This is a genomic window from Streptomyces sp. ISL-12, from assembly GCF_018614415.1.
Lineage (GTDB): Bacteria > Actinomycetota > Actinomycetes > Streptomycetales > Streptomycetaceae > Streptomyces.
The window spans coordinates 1-18399 of record NZ_JAGGOO010000062.1 but is presented as its reverse complement, the minus strand read 5'-3'; the positions used below and the strand labels follow the sequence as shown (position 1 = coordinate 18399).

16 protein-coding genes and 1 rRNA gene are annotated in these 18399 nt (G+C 73.7%); 4 read left to right on the top strand and 13 right to left on the bottom strand.

Features of this window, described 5'->3' with window-relative positions; all coding sequences use genetic code 11:
- Positions 1–355 precede the first annotated feature (355 nt).
- Positions 356–2158 carry a glycoside hydrolase family 15 protein gene (locus J7I94_RS17855; protein WP_215168117.1) on the top strand — a complete coding sequence of 601 codons (1803 nt, stop codon included), beginning with the start codon at positions 356–358 and terminating at the stop codon, positions 2156–2158.
- Positions 2159–2434: 276 nt separating this feature from the next.
- Positions 2435–4060 (top strand): PucR family transcriptional regulator, encoded by a 1626-nt coding sequence (locus tag J7I94_RS17850; protein WP_215168116.1) that lies wholly within the window; start codon positions 2435–2437, stop codon positions 4058–4060.
- 6 nt (positions 4061–4066) lie between these two features.
- Here the strand turns inward: J7I94_RS17850 and J7I94_RS17845 are convergent, their stop codons facing one another.
- From J7I94_RS17845 to J7I94_RS17820, 6 genes are all read right to left on the bottom strand, one after another.
- Positions 4067–5209 (bottom strand): glycosyltransferase family 4 protein, encoded by a 1143-nt coding sequence (locus J7I94_RS17845; protein ID WP_215168115.1) that lies wholly within the window; start codon positions 5207–5209, stop codon positions 4067–4069.
- Between the two features lie 185 nt (positions 5210–5394).
- Complete coding sequence (locus tag J7I94_RS17840; RefSeq protein ID WP_215168114.1) at positions 5395–6153, bottom strand: hypothetical protein; 759 nt, start codon at positions 6151–6153, stop codon at positions 5395–5397.
- A gap of 218 nt (positions 6154–6371) precedes the next feature.
- Positions 6372–8090 carry a DNA repair protein RecN gene (recN, locus tag J7I94_RS17835; RefSeq protein ID WP_215168125.1) on the bottom strand — a complete coding sequence of 573 codons (1719 nt, stop codon included), beginning with the start codon at positions 8088–8090 and terminating at the stop codon, positions 6372–6374.
- A 166-nt stretch (positions 8091–8256) separates the two neighbouring features.
- Entirely contained in the window at positions 8257–9162 is a 906-nt protein-coding gene (locus tag J7I94_RS17830; protein WP_215168113.1) for an NAD kinase, read from the bottom strand.
- Complete coding sequence (locus tag J7I94_RS17825) at positions 9159–9974, bottom strand: TlyA family RNA methyltransferase (protein ID WP_215168112.1); 816 nt, start codon at positions 9972–9974, stop codon at positions 9159–9161. The genes J7I94_RS17830 and J7I94_RS17825 overlap by 4 nt, the downstream gene beginning before the upstream one ends.
- Positions 9975–9981: 7 nt before the next feature.
- Positions 9982–10245 carry a hypothetical protein gene (locus tag J7I94_RS17820; RefSeq protein ID WP_215168111.1) on the bottom strand — a complete coding sequence of 88 codons (264 nt, stop codon included), beginning with the start codon at positions 10243–10245 and terminating at the stop codon, positions 9982–9984.
- Between the two features lie 42 nt (positions 10246–10287).
- On the opposite strand from J7I94_RS17820, the gene J7I94_RS17815 reads away from it, so the two are divergent.
- The gene (locus J7I94_RS17815) at positions 10288–10635 is read left to right on the top strand and encodes a sterol-binding protein (protein WP_215168110.1); all 348 of its coding nucleotides are present in this window, start codon (positions 10288–10290) and stop codon (positions 10633–10635) included.
- Here the strand turns inward: J7I94_RS17815 and J7I94_RS17810 are convergent.
- The 4 genes from J7I94_RS17810 to J7I94_RS17795 form a co-directional block, all read right to left on the bottom strand.
- Complete coding sequence (locus tag J7I94_RS17810) at positions 10619–11491, bottom strand: ABC transporter ATP-binding protein (RefSeq protein ID WP_215168109.1); 873 nt, start codon at positions 11489–11491, stop codon at positions 10619–10621. The genes J7I94_RS17815 and J7I94_RS17810 overlap by 17 nt on opposite strands.
- On the bottom strand, positions 11488–12507 hold the full coding sequence (locus tag J7I94_RS17805; RefSeq protein WP_308114602.1) for an iron chelate uptake ABC transporter family permease subunit: 1020 nt from the start codon (positions 12505–12507) through the stop codon (positions 11488–11490). The genes J7I94_RS17810 and J7I94_RS17805 overlap by 4 nt, the downstream gene beginning before the upstream one ends.
- A gap of 71 nt (positions 12508–12578) precedes the next feature.
- Entirely contained in the window at positions 12579–13622 is a 1044-nt protein-coding gene (locus J7I94_RS17800) for an iron ABC transporter permease (protein ID WP_215168107.1), read from the bottom strand.
- Positions 13623–13692: 70 nt separating this feature from the next.
- The gene (locus tag J7I94_RS17795; protein WP_215168106.1) at positions 13693–14724 is read right to left on the bottom strand and encodes an HAD hydrolase-like protein; all 1032 of its coding nucleotides are present in this window, start codon (positions 14722–14724) and stop codon (positions 13693–13695) included.
- Positions 14725–14816: 92 nt separating this feature from the next.
- On the opposite strand from J7I94_RS17795, the gene J7I94_RS17790 reads away from it, so the two are divergent.
- Complete coding sequence (locus tag J7I94_RS17790) at positions 14817–16109, top strand: DUF1015 family protein (RefSeq protein WP_215168105.1); 1293 nt, start codon at positions 14817–14819, stop codon at positions 16107–16109.
- Positions 16110–16178: 69 nt separating this feature from the next.
- Here the strand turns inward: J7I94_RS17790 and J7I94_RS17785 are convergent, their stop codons facing one another.
- The 3 genes from J7I94_RS17785 to rrf form a co-directional block, all read right to left on the bottom strand.
- Positions 16179–16997 (bottom strand): tetratricopeptide repeat protein, encoded by an 819-nt coding sequence (locus J7I94_RS17785; protein WP_251075321.1) that lies wholly within the window; start codon positions 16995–16997, stop codon positions 16179–16181.
- Positions 16889–18028 (bottom strand): hypothetical protein, encoded by a 1140-nt coding sequence (locus tag J7I94_RS17780; protein WP_215168128.1) that lies wholly within the window; start codon positions 18026–18028, stop codon positions 16889–16891. Before J7I94_RS17780 ends, J7I94_RS17785 begins: the two co-directional genes overlap by 109 nt.
- 152 nt (positions 18029–18180) lie before the next feature.
- Positions 18181–18297 (bottom strand): 5S ribosomal RNA (rrf, locus tag J7I94_RS17775).
- Positions 18298–18399: the final 102 nt, after the last annotated feature.

The following is an 18399-nucleotide window of genomic DNA, read 5'->3' as shown; positions in this document are numbered from 1 at the left end:
CACGTCCGGACATGGGCGAACGCGCTTTCCGCCCCGCTCACCGACCGCTCACTCGTTCGGCCGAGCCGGGTTGTCCGGAGCTGCGCACAGACCGTCTACGTGCGTCGTATCCTGCTCGGACCTTCACTGCCGAGCCCGGCCGGCGTCACGGCACCACCCCTCGCCCGTACGCACCGGAACAACGAGAGCTCGTCAGTTCGTTGAACAACAATTGTCGTCCAGGGCCGCAGAGTTTGGCTTCAGGCCCGGGCGACTGCTTTGCTTCATCGATCAACGACGCATGACATCCACCCCTTGACCGCACCAAGCGACAACCCCCTTGCGGGGTGACGTGGCCGTTCGACTGGAGTTGCACGTGGCCGGGCGCATCGAAGACTACGCACTCATCGGAGACATGCAGACCGCCGCGCTGGTCTGCCGGGACGGCACAGTCGACTGGCTGTGCCTGCCCCGTTTCGACTCCCATGCCATCTTCGCCGGTCTGCTGGGCACGGAGGAGCACGGATTCTGGCGGCTCGGACCGGCCCACGCGGCCGATGCCGAGCCCCCGGCCGCCGTCCGGCGCGGGTACCGCGGCGACTCGCTGATCCTCGAATCCGAGTGGGACACCCCGCGCGGCACGGTCCGGGTGACCGATTTCATGCCGCCCCGCGACGGCGCCCCGCAGCTCATCCGGATCGTGGAGGGCGTCTCGGGCCGGGTGCCGATGCGCTCGGAGCTGCGGATGCGCTTCAGCTACGGCCGGGTGGTGCCGTGGGTGCACAAGCACGAGGGCCGCACGGTGGCCGTCGCGGGCCCGGACTCGGTGTGGTTCGACACGGAGGCCGAGACCTACGGCAAGGACCTGACCACGTACGCGGACTTCACGGTCGCGCCGGGTGACCGGATCGCGTTCACCATCTCCTGGGAGCCCTCGCACAAGCAGCCGCCGCCGCTGCCGGAGCCGGAGCAGTCGCTGACGGCGACCGAGGACTTCTGGCGCGAGTGGGTCGAGCACTGCACGTACCACGGCCCCTACCGCGAGGCCGTGATCCGCTCCCTGATCACGCTGAAGGCCCTGACCTACGCCCCCACCGGCGGCATCGTGGCCGCGCCCACCACCTCCCTGCCGGAGGACATCGGCGGTGTCCGCAACTGGGACTACCGCTACACCTGGCTGCGCGACGCCGCGATCACCCTGTCCTCCCTCCTGCGCACCGGCTACCGCGAGGAGGCCCGCGCCTGGCGCGAGTGGCTGCTGCGGGCGGTCGCGGGCGACCCGGAGAACCTGCAGATCATGTACGGCATCGCGGGCGAGCGTGAGCTGGGCGAGGCCGAGCTGGACTGGCTGCCCGGGTACGAGAACTCCGGCCCGGTCCGGGTCGGCAACGGCGCCGCCCACCAGCTCCAGCTCGACGTGTACGGCGAGGTCACCGAGGCCCTGCACCTCGCCCACATGACGGGCCTGGCCCGCAACGACTACGCCTCCGTCCTCCAGCTCAAGCTGATCCGCTACCTGGAGGACCACTGGAACGAGCCGGACGAGGGCATCTGGGAGGTGCGCGGCCCGCGCCGCCACTTCGTGCACTCCAAGGTGATGGCCTGGGTCGCGGTGGACCGCACCATCAAGCTCATCGAGTCCGGCGACGCCGACGGCCCGCTGGAGCGCTGGAAGGAACTGCGCGACGACATCCACCGGGACGTGTGCGAGAAGGGCTACGACAAGGAACGCAACACGTTCACGCAGTCCTACGGCTCGAAGGAGCTGGACGCGTCCCTGCTGCTGATCCCGCAGATGGGCTTCCTGCCGCCCGACGACAAGCGCGTCATCGGCACCATCGAGGCGATCCAGCGCGAGCTGTCCACCTCCGACGGCTTCATCCTGCGCTACCCGACCGACGGCGAGGACGAGGGCGTCGACGGCCTCCCCGGTGACGAGGGCGCCTTCCTGGCCTGCTCGTTCTGGATGGCCGACGACCTGGCGATGATCGGCCGCGTCGACGAGGCGCGGAAGCTGTTCGAGAAGCTGCTCTCGCTCCGCAACGACCTCGGTCTGCTGGCCGAGGAGTGGGACCCGCGCCTCAAGCGCCAGGTGGGCAACTTCCCGCAGGCGTTCAGCCACGTCCCGCTGATCGACACGGCCCTGCGGCTGACGGCCTCGGGGGCGTACGGGGGCTGACGGCTTCGCAGCGGGCGCGTACGGGGGGCTGACGGCTTCGCAGCGGGCGCGTACGGAGTCTGCGGCTTCGGGGCCGTACGGGGGGCTGACGGCTCGGGGCGGACGTACGGGGCCGGCCGCTCCGGGAACGGACGTACGGGTACGGGGCCGGCCGCTCCGGGAACGGACGTACGGGGCCGGGGTCGGCGGCTCCGGGTCGGACGTACGGCGCCCGCGGCTCCGGCGGGCGTACGGGGCCGGCGGCAGGCGGGCGGCGGGGCGGGGTAGCGTCCGCCCATGGACGTGGGCGAGGGCACCGGGATCACCGTGCGGCGCGCGCTGGAGCTGCCCGGACTGCGCGCCGGGCTGCCCGAGGTGGTCACCGGCGCCGACCGGCTGGGCCGCACCGTGCGCTGGGCGCACGCCGGAGAGGTGCCCAACATCGCCTCGCTGCTCAAGGGCGGCGAGCTGCTGCTGACCACCGGCTACGGGTTCGGGGTCCGCTCCGCCGACCAGCGGGCGTTCGTCCGCACCCTCGCCGAGCGCGGCATCGCGGCGCTGGTGGTGGAGCTGGGCCCGCGGCTGGCCCGGCTGCCCGCCGCCGTCGTCGACACCGCCCGAGCGGCGGGGCTGCCGCTGGTCCAGCTGCACCGCGAGGTGCCGTTCGTGGCGGTCACCGAGGAGATCCACACCGAGATCGTCAACGGCCACTACGCGCTTTTGCGCCGGGCCGAGGACGTGCACCGCCGCTGCACCGAGGCGCTGCTCGGCGGCGGCGGGGTGCCCCAGGTGCTGGACGTCCTGGCGGGCTTCGCGGGCAACCCGGTGTTCCTGGAGACCCCCGACGGCCGGCTGCTGTACGCCGCCGGGGCGGGCCCCGAGGGCACCGATCCGCTCCAGGTCTGGGAGGGGCTGCGCGGCCCGCGCAAGGACGCCCCGCCCCCGGCCGGCTCGGTCCTGGTCGACGTACCCGGCGGCGGTCCCGGCACCGGCTCGGTACGGGCCCGGCTGGTCCTGCTGCCGGTCCGGTCCACGCCGGTGCCGGTGCACCGGATGGCGGCGGAGCGGGCGGCGGACGTCCTCGCCCTGGTGCTGATGCAGGCCCGCCAGGAGGAGGAGCTGGCGGCGCGCGGGCGCGGCGACTTCCTCACCGACCTCGCCGAGGGCCGGATCGCCGCCGCCGACGCCCCGGCGCAGGCCCGCGTCCTGGGCTTCCGGCCCGGCGACGGTCCGCTGCTGCCCGTGGTGATGCGGCTGGGCGACGCCCTCTCCCCCGCAGACGGCGGCTGGGCGGTGCTGGCCCGCGCGCTCGCCGAGGAGCTGGCGTCGCTCGGGGTGCCCGTCCTGCTGGGGGTGCGGCCGGTCGAGGGCCGGGTCCCGCTGCTGCTCGCCCTGCGCGCACAGGCGGAACGGCCGGCCCTCGCCGACCGGGTCGCGGCGGCGCTGCGGGCGGGCGCGGAACGGGGCGCCCCGCTACGGCCGGGCGCCCGGCCGCCGGTCGTGGTCGTCGGGGTACCCGGCGACTGGGCCCAGGTGCCGGCCGGGCTGCGGCACGCGGCGGAGACGGCGGCCGCGGCGCAGGGGCTGCCGGACCGCCCCTGGTACGACGCCCGCCGCCTCGACACCGACCTGCTGCTGTGGCGGCTGCGCGACCATCCGGACCTGGCGGCCTTCGTGGACCGCGCGATCGGTCCGCTGCGCGACCACGACGCCCGCTCCCGGCCGCCGCTGCTGCCGACCCTGGAGGCGTATCTGGCGCACGCGGGCCGCAAGGCGGAGACCGCCCGCGACCTGCACCTCAACCGGCAGACGCTCTACAACCGGCTGGCCCGCATCGAGGAGTTGCTCGGCACCGACCTCGACGACCCGCAGACGGTACTGACCCTGAGCCTGGCCCTGCGCGCCCGCCGGCACGTGTCCTGACGGGCCTCAGAGCAACGGGCGAGGCTGCGTCAACTCGTCGTACACGCTCAGCACCTGGGCGACCGTCTCGTCCTCGGTCGGCCAGCCGGCCGCCTGCCGCGCCCCGTCGTCCCGCAGCGACTCCCGCCGCCCGGGATCGCCGAGCAGCCGCACGACCGCGTCGGCGAACGCCCCGGAGTCACCGGACGGGACCAACTCGGCGGCGTCGCCCACGAGTTCCCGTACGTCGTCGACGTCCCCGGCGACCAGCGGCACGCGCGCGTGCAGGGCCTCCCGGGCCAGTACGGAAGCCGTCTCGTGGCGGCCCGGCAGCAGCGCCAGGTCGGCCGCGGCGAGGAGGTCGGCGACGTCGTCGCGGCGGCCGACGAGGGCCACCGGCAGTTCCTCCTCCTCGATCCGCCGTTGCAGCGCGGGCCGCAGGGAGCCCTCCCCGGCGACGACGACCAGCGGCTCCGGGTCCAGTTCGCGCCACACCCGCGCGGCGTCGAACAGCACCTCGTACCCCCGCTGGCGTTCCAGCGCGCCGATCGCGATCAGCAACGGGCGTCCGGTGGCGCCGAGTTCGGCACGTACCTTGGGGCGCCGCAGGTCGGCCTCCTCGGGATCGGCGGGCGGGCGCGGGCCGGGCAGCGCGACGGCGGCCAGCCGGGCGTCCCGGGCACCGCTGCGCCGGGCGTGGTCCACCAGCCCCGGGGTGGTCCCCAGGACCACCGTGGCGGCCTTGGTCACCCGCCGCTCCAGGACCCGCAGCAGATGCGCCCGCGGGCCCTCGGCGTGGACGCGGTCGTGCCAGGTGGCCACGAGCGGGGTGTGGACGCGGCGCCCGCCGAGGGCGAGCACGGCCCGGAAGGAGGCGTGCAGACCGTGCGCGTGCACCAGGTCGGCACCGGCACAGGCGGCCCGCAGTCCGGCGACCGAGACCGGGTCGCTGCTGCGCGCCACGTCCACGTGGTCGGCGCCGGCCCCGGTGAAGTCGTAGCGGCGCTCGGCCTCGGCGGGGGCGCACACCGTGACCTTCACGCCCCGTGCCACCAGCCCCGCGGTCAGGGAGCGCACATGCGCGCTGCTGCCGGCGTTGCCCCCGCCCAGCACCTGCACGGTGCGCAGCGGGGACTGGCCGTGCGGGACGTGGCTGCTCGCGGGGGTCACGTGGCCGGGGCTCCTGGTTCTGCGGCGGGCGTTCACGGAGAAAGTACCGAAGGGTGGAGCGGAGGAGCACGCCGCGCGGTCTCCCGCGCGTACGACGTCAAGGATGCCAGGACGTACGGGTGTTCCGGGAACGGCGGCGGTCGACGGGCTCGCTGACGCCGAGGCAACGCGGCACCCTCAGTCACTCACACGAGTGACCGTGCCCAGGCGCTGACCCGCTCCCCGTACACCGCCGCCGCCACGACGGCCACGGCGTGCGCCACCAGACCCGCCCGTGTGTTCCCTTCCACGACGGCGGCGCCGAGAGCCGCGCCCAGGGCGTGCGCCCCGGTGTCGCCGAGCATCTCGCGCTCCCTGAGGTCGTCGGGGAGCACGGCCGCGGCAGCCCCCGTCGCGGCGGCGGCCAGTTCCGCCGCGGCGCCCCGCTTCAGCAGCCCCGGCACCCCGAACGCCAGCACGGCCCCGGCGGCCCGTCCCGGACGTACGTCGACGAGGTTGACGAAGTGCGCGGCCCCGGCGACGACCACCCCGGCCAGTACCTTGTCCAGCGGCCGTTCCTTGAGCACCGCGCCCGCGACGAGCCCCGCCGCGCCGATCCCGAACAGCTTCACCGCACCGCTGGTGACCTCACCGTCCCGCAGAGCCGCCAGGTGCGCCCGGAACCCGCGCCGGTCGTCTCCCGCCCCGGCCACGTCGTCGTACGCCCCGCAGACCCCGGCGGCCAGCACCGCGAACCCGGCGGCGGGCCGGACCCGTCCCGCCGCCAGCGCCGCCGCGACGGCCGACGCGGGCCCGGCGTACAGCCCGACCGCGCGCCCGGCGTGATTCGCCCGCGTCCAGTGCTTCCGTCCGCCCGGCGCGGTGGCGCGCAGCACGGTGGCGCCGGCCCGGGTGAGCGCGAGGGCGAGGGCGAGGGAGCGGGTCCGGGGAGCGCGGTCGATCACGCGCTCACCCTACGGCGGCCCTAGGGGGTGTCCGCGGAGTCCCGCCTGCCCCGCGACGCCTGGCACGCACTCTCGCCGCACCGGGCGAACACCCGAGTGCAACCAGTACGCGGGCGTCCGCCCGGCACTCCCCCAGCCTCCGGCCGGGGACCCCAGGGCACGCACCAGACGCCGCGAGGCCGCCCTCCGGGCGGACGACGCGACTTCGCGGACACCCCCTAGAGATCGGCGCGGGCGGTGGCCAGCAGTTCCTCGGCGTGCGCCCGCGCGGTCTCCGAGTCCTCCTGCCCGGCGAGCATCCGGGACAGCTCCCGCACCCGCTCCTCGCCCTCCAGGGCCTTCACGCCCGACCGGGTCACCGACCCGTCGTTCGTCTTCTCCACCAGCAGCTGCCGGTCGGCGAAGGCCGCCACCTGCGGCAGATGCGTGACCACCACGACCTGCGCGCTCTTGGCGAGCTTCGCCAGCCGCCGCCCGATCTCGACCGCCGCCTTGCCGCCGACCCCGGCGTCGACCTCGTCGAAGAGGTACGTCGGCACCGGATCGGTACCGGCGAACACCACCTCCACGGCCAGCATCACCCGCGACAGCTCACCGCCGGACGCGCCCTTGGCGATGGGCCGCGGCGGCGCCCCCGGGTGCGGGGCGAGCAGCAGCTCGACCTCGTCGGCGCCGGACGGCCCGTAGGCGACCGTCCGCCCGCCGACCTCCACGCCCTCGGGGTCCTCGGTCTGCCGGATCTCGAACGACACGCGCGCGTGCGGCATGGCGAGCGACGCCAGCTCGGCGGTGACGGCGGCGGCGAACCGGTCCGCGGCCTCCGTCCGGGCGTCCGTCAACGCCTGGGCCAGCGCGCCCAGTTCGTCCCTGAGCGCGTCCCGCTCGACGGTCAGCTCCTCGATCCGCTCGTCGTCGCCGTCCAGTTCGGTCAGCCGCGCCGCGCTCCGCTCGGCCCAGGCCAGCACCGCGGCGACGTCCTCGCCGTACTTCCGGGTCAGCCCGTTGATCGCGGCCCGCCGCTCCTCCACGGCCGCCAGCCGCAGCGGATCGGCGTCCAGGTCGTCGGCGTACCCGGCCAGCTCACCGGCCACGTCACGCAGCAGGATGCCGACCTCGCCGATGCGGTCGGCGAGGCCGGCCAGCGCCGGGTCGTGCGACCGTACGGCGTCCAGCGCCCGCTGCGAGCCCGCCACGAGCGTCGCCGCGTCGACCCCCTCGGGGTCCTCCGGGTTGCCCGCGAGCGCGGCGTGCGCGGCGGTGGCGGCCGACGCCAGCGCCTCGGCGTTGCCCAGCCGCTCCGCCTCCTCCGCCAGCTCCACGTCCTCACCGGCGCGCGGCTCGACGGCGGCGATCTCGTCCAGCCCGAACCGCAGCAGGTCGGCTTCCTGAGCCCGCTCACGCGCGCGCGTGGTGATCTCTTCCAGCTCCGTGGCGACGGCCCGCAGCCGCCGGTACGCCTCCCCGTACTTGGCGAGCGGCACGGCGACCGCGTCCCCGGCGTACCGGTCGAGCGCCTGCCGCTGCCGGGCCTGCTTCAGCAGCCCCTGCTGGTCGGTCTGCCCGTGCACGGCGACCAGTTCGTCGGCGAGTTCGGCCAGCACCCCGACGGGCACCGACCGCCCGCCCAGGTGCGCCCGCGACCGCCCTTCCGCCGACACGGTACGGCTGATCAGCAGCGCCCCGTCGTCCAGCTCGGCCCCGGCCTCCTCGGCCCGGACGGCGGCCTTGGCGTCCGGGGGCACGGTGACCCGCCCCTCGACCACCGCGTTCTTGGCACCGATCCGAACCAGCGCCGGGTCCGCCCGTCCGCCCAGCAGCAGGCCCAGGCTGGTGACCACCATGGTCTTGCCCGCGCCCGTCTCACCGGTGACAGCGGTGAACCCGGGCGACAGCTCGACGACGGCATCGTCGATCACGCCGAGCGACCGTATCCGCATCTCCTCCAACACGTCCCCGACCTTACGAGGTCCGACCGGGTGAGCGCACACGGCCCACCCCTGTCACCCACGGGAGGGCATCGCCTCCAGGGGCGCGGGGAACTGCGCGACCAGCCACAACGAACCCGCACTCGCCGTCAAGGAGAACCACCCCATCGAGACCGCGCTAATGCGGCGCCCCCCGCCACCCAGCCACCGGCAGAGCGAACTTGGCCACCAGCCGATCGGTGAACGAGGCATGGTGCAGCCGAGCCAGCCGCACCGGCACCGCCCCCCGCCGCACCTCCACCCGCGCCCCGGCCGGCAACTCCACCGTCCGCCGCCCGTCGCACCACAGCACCCCCGGCGGGATATGCGGCAGAACCTCCACCGCCAGCACCGAATCAGGCGACGTCACCAACGGCTTGGCGAACAGCGCGTGCGCGCTGATCGGCACCATCAGCAACGCCTCCACCTCCGGCCACACCACCGGCCCCCCGGCCGAGAACGCGTACGCCGTCGACCCGGTCGGCGTCGCCAGCACGACCCCGTCGCACCCGAACCCGGTCACCGGCCGCCCGTCGACCTCCAGCACCACTTCCAGCAGCTTCTCCGCGCCGGCCTTCTGCACGGCCGCCTCGTTCAGCGCCCAGTCGGTGTGCACGATGTCGCCGTTGCGGTGCACGACGACGTCGACGGTCATCCGTTCCTCGACCTCGTACGCCCGGCTGACCACCCGGTCGACGACCTTGTCCAGGTCGTCCCGCTCGGCCTCCGCGAGGAACCCGACCCGCCCCAGGTTGACGCCGAGCATCGGCACCCCGGACGCCCGCGCGAACTCGGCGCCCCGCAGCAGCGTGCCGTCACCGCCCAGGACGATCAGCAGTTCGCACCCGTCCAGGCACTGCGGCGTGGCCTCCTTGACCAGCTGCACCTCGCCGGGCAGCGGCAGATCGCACGCCTCGGCCTCCAGGACGCGCACCCCGAGCCCGGCCCGCAGCAGCCCCTTCACCACCAGTTCGGCACTGCGCACGGCGGCGGGCCGCCCGGTGTGCGCCAGCAGGAAAACAGTACGAGCTCGGTTCTGTGTCAACGCGGCCCCTCCGCCACTGCACGATCGACGTCGGCCGGGTCCAGTGGGTCGGCCCCGGCCCGCAGCCACAGAAAGTACTCGACATTGCCGGAGGGGCCGGGCAGCGGACTCGCCGTGACACCCCGCACCCCGAGCCCCAGCTCCCACGCCCTCTCCGCCACCCCCCGCACGGCCTCCGCCCGCAGCTCGGGACTGCGTACGACTCCCCCGCTGCCCAGCCGCTCCCTGCCCACCTCGAACTGCGGTTTCACCATCATCACCAGGTCGGCGTCCGGCGCCGCGCACCGCACCAGGGCAGGCAGCACCAGCCCGAGCGGAATGAAGGACAGATCCCCCACCACAAGATCCACAGGCACCCCGTCGATCGCCTCCAGCGTCAACTCACGCACGTTGGTACGGTCCTTGACGGTGACCCGTTCATCGCTCTGCAGCGACCAGGCGAGCTGCCCGTAGCCGACGTCCACGGCGACCACGTGCGCGGCGCCCGCCCGCAGGAGCACATCGGTGAAGCCGCCGGTCGACGCCCCGGCGTCCAGGGCCCGCCGGCCCTCCACCACCAGCCCCAGCGGTACGAACGCCGCCAGCGCGCCCGCCAGCTTGTGCCCGCCCCGGGAGACGTAGTCGGGGTCGCTGTCGTCCTGCGCGACGACGATCGCCGCCGCGGTCTCCACCTGCGTGGCGGACTTGGTCGCCACGGTCTTGCCGACGGTGACCCGCCCCGCGGCGATCAGCTGCCCGGCGTGCTCACGCGAGCGCGCGAGCTTCCGCCGGACCAGCTCCGCGTCGAGACGGCGACGTGCGACTCCTGCCACGTTCGGTTCAGCTCCTACTGCCATACGGGGACGGGGGCGCCGGAGGTCCCGGGCGGGCGTCGAGCGCGGTGAGCGCGTCGCGCAGCCCCCGGTGTACATCCTCGTACACCTCCAGGTGCCCGTCGGTGGGCAGGTGGTCCACGTCGGCCAGCCGCTCCAGCAGGGCGTCCGTGCCGGCGTCACCCGTGGCGGCGCGGGGGACCTCCAGGGGGGCGGGCGCGGCCGGGGTGCGCTCGGCCGGTGCTTCCGGCTCCGGGACTGCGTCGCTCATGCCCCGACGCTACCCCGAGCCGCTGGGGTACGGTCGGTGGCGATGGCGACGATCGAGGAGTGCCGCGCGGCACTCGAGAAGCTTTCGGAGAACATGCGGGGCGCGGAAGGCGACGTGCGGGCCGCCACCGAACTGGACCGTTCGGTGAGCTGCCACATCACGGACCTGGACGTCACCTTCGCCGGCCGCATGGCGGACGGCGGGATCGACGTGCGCGAGACCCTCACCGGCCCCCCGCCCCGGAAGGCGGAGATCAGACTGGCCATGACCGGCGACGACCTGGTCGCGCTGGTCGACGGCGAGCTGCACTTCGCCAAGGCGTGGGGCTCGGGGCGGGTGAAGCTGGAGGCGGGCCTGCGCGACCTGTTCCGCCTCAGGAAGCTTCTGTGACCGCGACCCGGTCACGCGCCTTGCGCGCGGCCGGCACCACCAGCGGCGTCCCCGTCTCCGGGTCGTCGATCACCTGGCAGCGCATCCCGAAGACCTGCTCGACCAGCTCCGCCGTGACGATGTCCTTCGGCGCGCCCTCGGCGATGACCTGACCGTCGCGCAGGGCGATGAGGTGGGTGGCGTACCGGGCGGCGTGGTTGAGGTCGTGCAGCACGGCGACGAGCGTGCGGCCCTGCTCCTCGTGCAGGTCGGCACAGAGGTCGAGGACGTCGATCTGGTGCTGGATGTCCAGGTACGTCGTCGGCTCGTCGAGCAGCAGCAGCGGGGTCTGCTGGGCGAGCGCCATGGCGATCCAGACGCGCTGGCGCTGGCCGCCGGAGAGTTCGTCGACGTACCGGTCGGCCAGCTCGGCCACCCCGGTCTGCGCCATGGACTCCTGTACGACCCGCTCGTCCTCGGTGGACCACTGGCGCAGCAGGCCCTGGTGCGGGTAGCGGCCCCGGCCGACCAGGTCGCCGACGGTGATGCCGTCGGGCGCGATCGACGACTGGGGCAGCAGCCCGAGGGTGCGGGCCACCTGCTTGGCGGGCATGGACTGGATGACCTGCCCGTCGAGGAGGACCCGGCCGTCGCTGGGCTTGAGCATCCGCGACAGGGCGCGCAGCAGCGTCGACTTGCCGCACGCGTTGGGGCCGACGATCACCGTGAACGAGTTGTCGGGTATCTCCACCGACAACTGCTCGGCGATGACGCGCTGGTCGTAGGCGAGGGTGACGTTCTCGGCGGACAGGCGGTTCACGTTGCTCCTTTGGTTGTTCAGCCCGCTGGTGACGCCGGGGCGGGTACGCGTACTCATATCCGGCCCGCCTTGCGCTCGGTGACCAGCAGCCACAGCAGGTAGACGCCGCCGAGCACGCCGGTGACCACGCCCACCGGGAGCTGGTCGGCGCCGAAGGTCCGCTGCGAGATCCAGTCGGCGGTGACCAGCAGGGCGGCGCCCATGCACAGCGACGGCAGCAGGTTGGGGCCGGGCGCGCGGGTCAGCCGGCGGGCGAGCTGGGGCGCGGTGAGCGCGACGAAGCCGACCGGTCCGGCGGCGGCCGTGGCGGCGGCGGTGAGCAGCACGGCGACCACCAGCAGCAGCATCCGTACGCGCTCCACCCGCACCCCGAGGGCGTACGAGACGTCGTCGCCCATCTCCATCATCCGCAGCCCTCGCCCATTGGCCAGGGCCAGCGGTACGAGGACGAGGCACAGCGCCAGCAGCGGCCAGACCTGCTCCCAGTCCCGGCCGTCGAGGCTGCCGGTCATCCAGACCACGGCACGGGAGGCGTCCACGATGTCGGCCCGGGTCATCAGATAGCCGTTGACCGCCGTGACCATCGCGGCCACCCCGATACCGACCAGGACCAGCCGGTACCCGTGCACACCCCGCTTCCAGGCGAGCACGTAGATACCGAACCCGGTCACCAGGCCGCCCACCAGCGCGCCGAAGGTGACCTGGGCCGCGCTCCCGGAGAACAGCACGATCATGATCAGCGCGCCGGCCGTCGCGCCCTGCCCGAGCCCGAGCACGTCCGGACTGCCCAGCGGGTTGCGGGAGATGGCCTGGAACAGCGCGCCGCCCAGCCCGAGCGAGGCGCCGACCAGCAGCCCCACCAGCACGCGCGGCAGCCGCAGCTCCCGGACGATGAACTCCTGGCCCGCGTTGCCGTCCCCGAACAGTGTGCGCAGCACATCGGCGGCCGGGATCGGGAAGTCGCCGGTGCCGATCAGCACGACGCTCGCGGCGAGCGCGGCGGCCAGCAGCAGGACGACGACGGTCAGCGACCTGACGTCGAGCCGGACCGAGAGCCCGCCGGCGGTGCGCACGGCACGGACAGTACGGGCGGTACGGGCGGCACCGGCGGTACTGGCGGTACGGGCTGTCTTCGCGGGGGTCTTCACAGCTGGGCCGTCCTCCGCCGTCGTACGAGAAAGATGAAGACCGGGCCGCCGAGCACCGCGGTCACGATGCCGACCTGGAGCTCCGAGGGCCGGGCGACGATCCGGCCGAGGACATCGGCGCCGAGCAGCAGCACGGGCGACAGGACCGTGGCGTACGGCAGGATCCAGCGCAGGTCGGGGCCGGTGAAGGACCGCACGACGTGCGGCACCATCAGGCCGACGAAGACGATCGGCCCGCAGGCGGCGGTGGCGGCCCCGCACAGCACGGTCGCGGCGAGCATCGCCAGCGCCCGGGTGCGGGTCAGGTTGGCGCCGAGGGCCCGGGCGGTGTCGTCGCCCATCTCCATCGCGTTCAACGGCCGGGCGAGCGCCAGGGCCAGCACCGTGCCGACGGCGAAGAACGGCAGGACCTGGGTGATGGTCGCGTCGTCCGCCGAGGACAGCGAGCCGACCGTCCAGAAGCGCATCGTGCCCAGCGCCGCCTCGTCGGTGATCATCACGGCCTGGAGGTAGCCGTAGAGCGCGGCGCTGATCGCGGTGCCGGCCAGCGCCAGCCGCACCGGCGTCGCGCCCCGGCTGCCGCCCAGGAACCAGACCAGCGCCCCGACGGCCGCCGCGCCGAGGAAGGCGAACCAGACGTACCCGCTCAGCGAGGTGACGCCGAGGAAGGTGACGGCGGTGACGACGGCGGCGGAGGCTCCCGCGTTGATGCCGAGCAGGCCGGGGTCGGCGAGCGGGTTGCGGGTGAGGGCCTGCAGGACGGCCCCGGAGAGGCCGAGCGCGGCACCGGCGAGCAGCCCGAGCACGGTCCGCGACAGCCGCTCGCCGACCACCACGTCACCGTACGAACCCGAGTCCTCGAACAGGCCGTGCCAGACCTGCGCCAGGGACAGGTCCTTGGCACCGACGGCGATGCTCGCCACGGCGACACACACCAGGATCGCCGCGGAGACCAGCAGCCCGGCGGCACGGACCACCCGGCGGTCCGGGGGCGCGGCAACGGTCTCGGCGCGCGCTTCGGGGGGACTGTCGACCAACACCCGGTTAGGTTAGCCTACCCTCCTATTCGATCACGATCCCCGAGCCGCCGACGCGCCTCCTACCCGGGCCTCACAACCCCAGCCGGGCCAGTGCCTTCTCCGCGTCCAGCGCGCAGGTGCCGTCCCCGGCCGCCGTCCACGCCGCCGCGCACAGTGCGCGCAGCCCGTCGAGGGCCTCCCCCTCCCCGTCCAGCTCCAGCCGCTCCTCGCCCGCCTTCGCCGTCCAGCCCCCGCACCGGAAGCCGCCCCCGTCCGCGTCCGTGACCTCCGGCTGTCCGGTGAGCAGCCCGCGCAGGTCGGCGTCCACATAGGTCGGCCGGTGCTGCGGCGGCGCGGCGAGCAGCTGCCGGCCGTCCGTGACCCCGGTCAGCACGAGCAGCGAGTCGACATCACCGCCGAAGGCACCCTCGATGTCGGTGTCCAGCCGGTCCCCCACCACCAACGGCCGCTCGGCGCCCGTACGCAGGATCGTCTCCCGGTGCATCGGCGGCAGCGGCTTTCCCGCGACCTGCGGCTCGGCACCGGTGGCTATCCGGACGACCTCCACCGCGGCGCCGTTGCCCGGCGCGATCCCCCGCGCGCTGGGAATCGTCAGGTCCGTGTTGGACGCGTACCAGGGCACGCCCCGGGCGATGGCGTAGCAGGCCTCCGCGAACCGCCCCCACGGCAGCTCGGGCCCCCCGTACCCCTGCACGACCGCCACCGGAGAGTCGTCGGCCGACTCCACCGGCTCAAGCCCCCGCTCCCGCAGCGCGACCCGCAGCCCCTCCCCGCCGATGACCAGCACCCGCGCCCCCGACGGCACCTGCTCGGCGACCAACCGCGCCACCGCCTGCGCGGAGGTGATCACGTCCGACGCCTCGGCTGCGATCCCCAGCTCCGTCAGATGCGCGGCCACGGCGTCCGGTGTCCGCAACGCGTTGTTCGTGACGTACGCCAGCTGCATCCCGCCCCCGCGCGCCGTGGCCAGCGACTCGACGGCGTGGACGATCGCCTCACCGCCCGCGTACACCACCCCGTCGAGATCGAGCAGCGCCGTGTCGTACGCCTCGCTCAGGGCCTGCCCACTGCCCTCGGGCCTGGTCCGGACGCTCCGGCTCATCACACATCGCTCCTCGTCATCGCCGCGTCGTTCCCGCTCATCCGTCTTTCCCCGATCATCCCCCATGCCACTGACACACGTACGATGCCGGGATGGATACCGCAGGTCACTCGGAAGCGACGGCGCACCGGGGCCTGGAACTCACCCCGTTCCGAGGTCTCCGCTACGACCCCGACCGGGTCGGCAGCCTGGCCGCCGTGACATCCCCTCCCTACGACGTCGTGGTCCGCCCCGACGGCCTGCTCCACCTGGAGTCGGCGGACCCGTACAACATCGTCCGCCTGATCCTCCCCCAGGCCGCCACCCCCACCGCCCGTGACGAACAAGCGGCCCGCACCCTGCGCCGATGGCTCGCCGAGGGCATCCTGACCCCCGACCCCGAGCCCGGACTGTACGTCTACGAGCAGCGCGCCGACGACGGCCTCCTGCAACGCGGCGTCATCGGCGCCCTGCGCCTCCCGGAGCCCGGGGACCGGTCGGTGCTGCCGCACGAGGACGTCATGCACCACGTCGTCGCCGAACGCGCCGCCCTGATGCGGGCCACCTCGGCCAACTTCGAACCCCTCCTGCTGACCTACCGCGGCGACAGCGCGCCGAACCCCACGAGCACGACCGTGGAACGCGCCGCCGAACGCCCCCCGCTGCTGGCCACCACCACGGAGGACGGCTACCGCCACCGCCTGTGGTCGATCACCGGCCCCGAGGAGATCGCCCGGGTCCGCTCCGACCTCTCCCGCCACCAGGCGCTCATCGCCGACGGCCACCACCGCTGGGCGACCTACCACGACCTCCGTGCCGAGCACCCCTCCCCCAGCCCCTGGGACTACGGCCTGGTCCTCCTGGTCGACACCGCCCGCTACCCGCTCCGCGTCCGCGCCATCCACCGCCTGCTGCACGACCTGCCGGTCGGGGACGCCCTGACCGCCCTCAAGGGCCACTTCCACGTCCGCCGCGTCGACGCCCCGCTGGACGAGGCCCTGGCCACGCTGGCGGAAGCGGCCGAGGGGGGCAACGCCTTCCTGCTCGCCGGCGACGGCGCCTTCCACCTGGTGGACCGCCCGGACCCCGAACTGCTGTCCCGCACAGTCCCCACCGACCGCCCCGAGGCCTGGCGCACCCTCGACGCGACCGTCCTGCACTCCACGCTCCTCGCCCACCTCTGGCACGTCCCCGAGGACTCCGCGGCCCACATCTCCTACATCCACGACACGGCCGCCACCGTCGAGAAGGCGGAACGCGACGGCGGTACGGCCGTCCTGCTGCACCCGGTCCGCGAGGAGGTCGTCCGCGACCTGGCCCGCCAGGGCGTCACGATGCCCCGCAAGTCGACGTCGTTCGGCCCGAAACCGGCGTCTGGCCTGGTCCTGCGCACGCTGGACCTCTGACGGATTCCCCGGACATGGGTGAGGGGCGGAACCGTCCCCGGTCCCGCCCCTCACTCACCTCACGACGGTTCAGTCCTCGCCACGCTCACGCGCCCCGGAACCGCCCTCGCCCTCACTGTCGCCAACGGTCTCGGCCTCGCTCCGGGTCTCGTTCTCGCTCTCGTTCTCGCTCTCGCTTTCGCTCTCGCTTTCGCTCTCGCTTTCGCTCTCGTCGAGGGCGTCCACGAAGTCCACCCCGTCCAGCTCCGCCAGCCGGTCGGAGGCGTCCGTGCTGCCGTCCCGGTCGGACTCCACGGTCTTGGCGAACCACTCCCGCGCCTCGTCCTCACGACCGGCGGCCAGCAGCGCGTCGGCGTACGCGTACCGCAGCCGCGGGGTCCACGGCTGTACGGAACTGGAGGCCAGCTCGGGGCTCTGCAACGTGACGATCGCCGCGTCCAGCTGTCCCATGTCCCGCCGGGCCCCGGCCGCGACGAGCCGCATCTCGACCTGCCCGGCCTTGTCCAGCTTGTGCACCTCGGGAGCCCCGGCCATGTCCAGCGCCTTCTCCGGCCGCCCGAGCCCACGCTCGCAGTCGGCCATGACCGGCCACAGGTCCACGGTCCCGGTCATCCGCCGCGCGGCCCGGAACTCGGCGAGGGCCTCCGAGTACTTCTGGTTCGCGTACGCCGCGAATCCGGCGGCCTCGCGTACGGCGGCGACGCGCGACGCCAGCCGCAGCGCCACCCTGGAGTATCCGTACGCGCCCTCGGGGTCCTCGTCGATGAGCCGGGCCACCATCACCAGGTTCCTGGCGACGTCGTCCGCGAGCGTCTTCGGCAGGCTCTGCAGCTCCTGCCGTACGTCCTTGTCGATCTCCTCGCCCGTGACGTCCTCCGGGATCGGCAGCCGCTTGATCGGCTCGCGGTCCCGGTCGTCACGGAAACGGCCTCCACCGCCACGCCGGTCGTCACGGCTGTCACGGCTGTCCCGACCACCTCGGAAGCCACCGGGCCGACCACCCCGGTCGTCGCGTCGGGGCCCGCCCCGACCACCACGCTCGTCCCGACCCCGGAATCCGCCACGGTCGTCGCGCCGGTCATCACGACGGTCATCACGACGGAAACCACCGCGGTCCCCACGGTCATCACCCCGCCGCTCATCACGCCCCCGGAACCCACGGTCCCGGTCGTCCCGCCGGGGGTACCCACCACGGTCACCGTCCCGCCGGTCGTCACGACGGTCATCCCGGCGATCGTCCCGCCGGTCATCGCGGCGATCATCACGACGGAAGTCCGGCCGGTCGTCCCGCCGACTGTCCCGCCGGTCGTCGCGCCGGAAGTCCGGCCGACTGTCACGGCGATCATCCCTGCGGTCGTCACGGCGGTCGTCACGCCGGTCATCTCGGCGGTCGTCGCGCCGGAAGTCCGGCCGGTCGTCACGACGGAACCCACCACGCGGGCCACGATCGTCACTTCGCCGGTCGTCACGCCGGCCGTACCCGCCACCGCGGTTGTCGTCCCTACGGAAACCGCCACGGTCGTCATCACGCCGGAACGACGGACGATCCCCACGGTCATCCCGCCGCGGCCCACGATCCCGGTCGTCACGACGCCCGTAACCACCGCCGCGACCGTCCTCACGCCGACTGTCGTCACGGCGGTCATCCCGCCGGTCGTCACGCCGGCCGTACCCGCCACCGCGGTTGTCGTCCCTACGGAAACCGCCACGGTCGTCATCACGCCGGAACGACGGACGATCCCCACGATCGTCCCGCCGCGGCCCACGATCCCGGTCGTCACGACGTCGGTCATCACGGCGATCGTCGCGCCGGTCGTCACGCCGGTCGTCGCGGCGGAAACCTCCACGGTCCCCGTCACGACGCGCGGGACCGCCACGACCGCTGTCGCGACGGAAGCCGCCCCGGTCCCCGCGGTCACCACTGTCCCGTCGGCGCTGGTCGCGCTCCGGTCGGTCGTCGGGAGAGTTGGTGGCCATCGGTGACTCCTGTCTTAGGTAGTGCAAGCATTGTAAAAACAAAAGGACCCCTGGTCCCAGCTGAACGCTGGGACCAGGGGTCCTTCCAAAGATTGTTCGGCGGCGTCCTACTCTCCCACAGGGTCCCCCCTGCAGTACCATCGGCGCTGTAAGGCTTAGCTTCCGGGTTCGAAATGTAACCGGGCGTTTCCCCTACGCTATGACCACCGAAACACTAATGGTTTCGAGCGAACAAGCACACTCTTTACTTGTATGTTCTGCTCAAACCGGCAACGGTCGTTGCCTCAGAACTAACACAGTGGACGCGAGCAAC

Coding starts and splice junctions, on each gene's coding strand:
- J7I94_RS17850 (WP_215168116.1), top strand. CDS start 2,435: ATGGACGTGGGCGAGGGCACCGGGATCACCGTGCGGCGCGCGCTGGAG.
- recN (WP_215168125.1), bottom strand. CDS start 8,090: ATGCGGATACGGTCGCTCGGCGTGATCGACGATGCCGTCGTCGAGCTG.
- J7I94_RS17820 (WP_215168111.1), bottom strand. CDS start 10,245: ATGAGCGACGCAGTCCCGGAGCCGGAAGCACCGGCCGAGCGCACCCCG.
- J7I94_RS17815 (WP_215168110.1), top strand. CDS start 10,288: ATGGCGACGATCGAGGAGTGCCGCGCGGCACTCGAGAAGCTTTCGGAG.
- J7I94_RS17810 (WP_215168109.1), bottom strand. CDS start 11,491: ATGAGTACGCGTACCCGCCCCGGCGTCACCAGCGGGCTGAACAACCAA.
- J7I94_RS17795 (WP_215168106.1), bottom strand. CDS start 14,724: ATGAGCCGGAGCGTCCGGACCAGGCCCGAGGGCAGTGGGCAGGCCCTG.
- J7I94_RS17790 (WP_215168105.1), top strand. CDS start 14,817: ATGGATACCGCAGGTCACTCGGAAGCGACGGCGCACCGGGGCCTGGAA.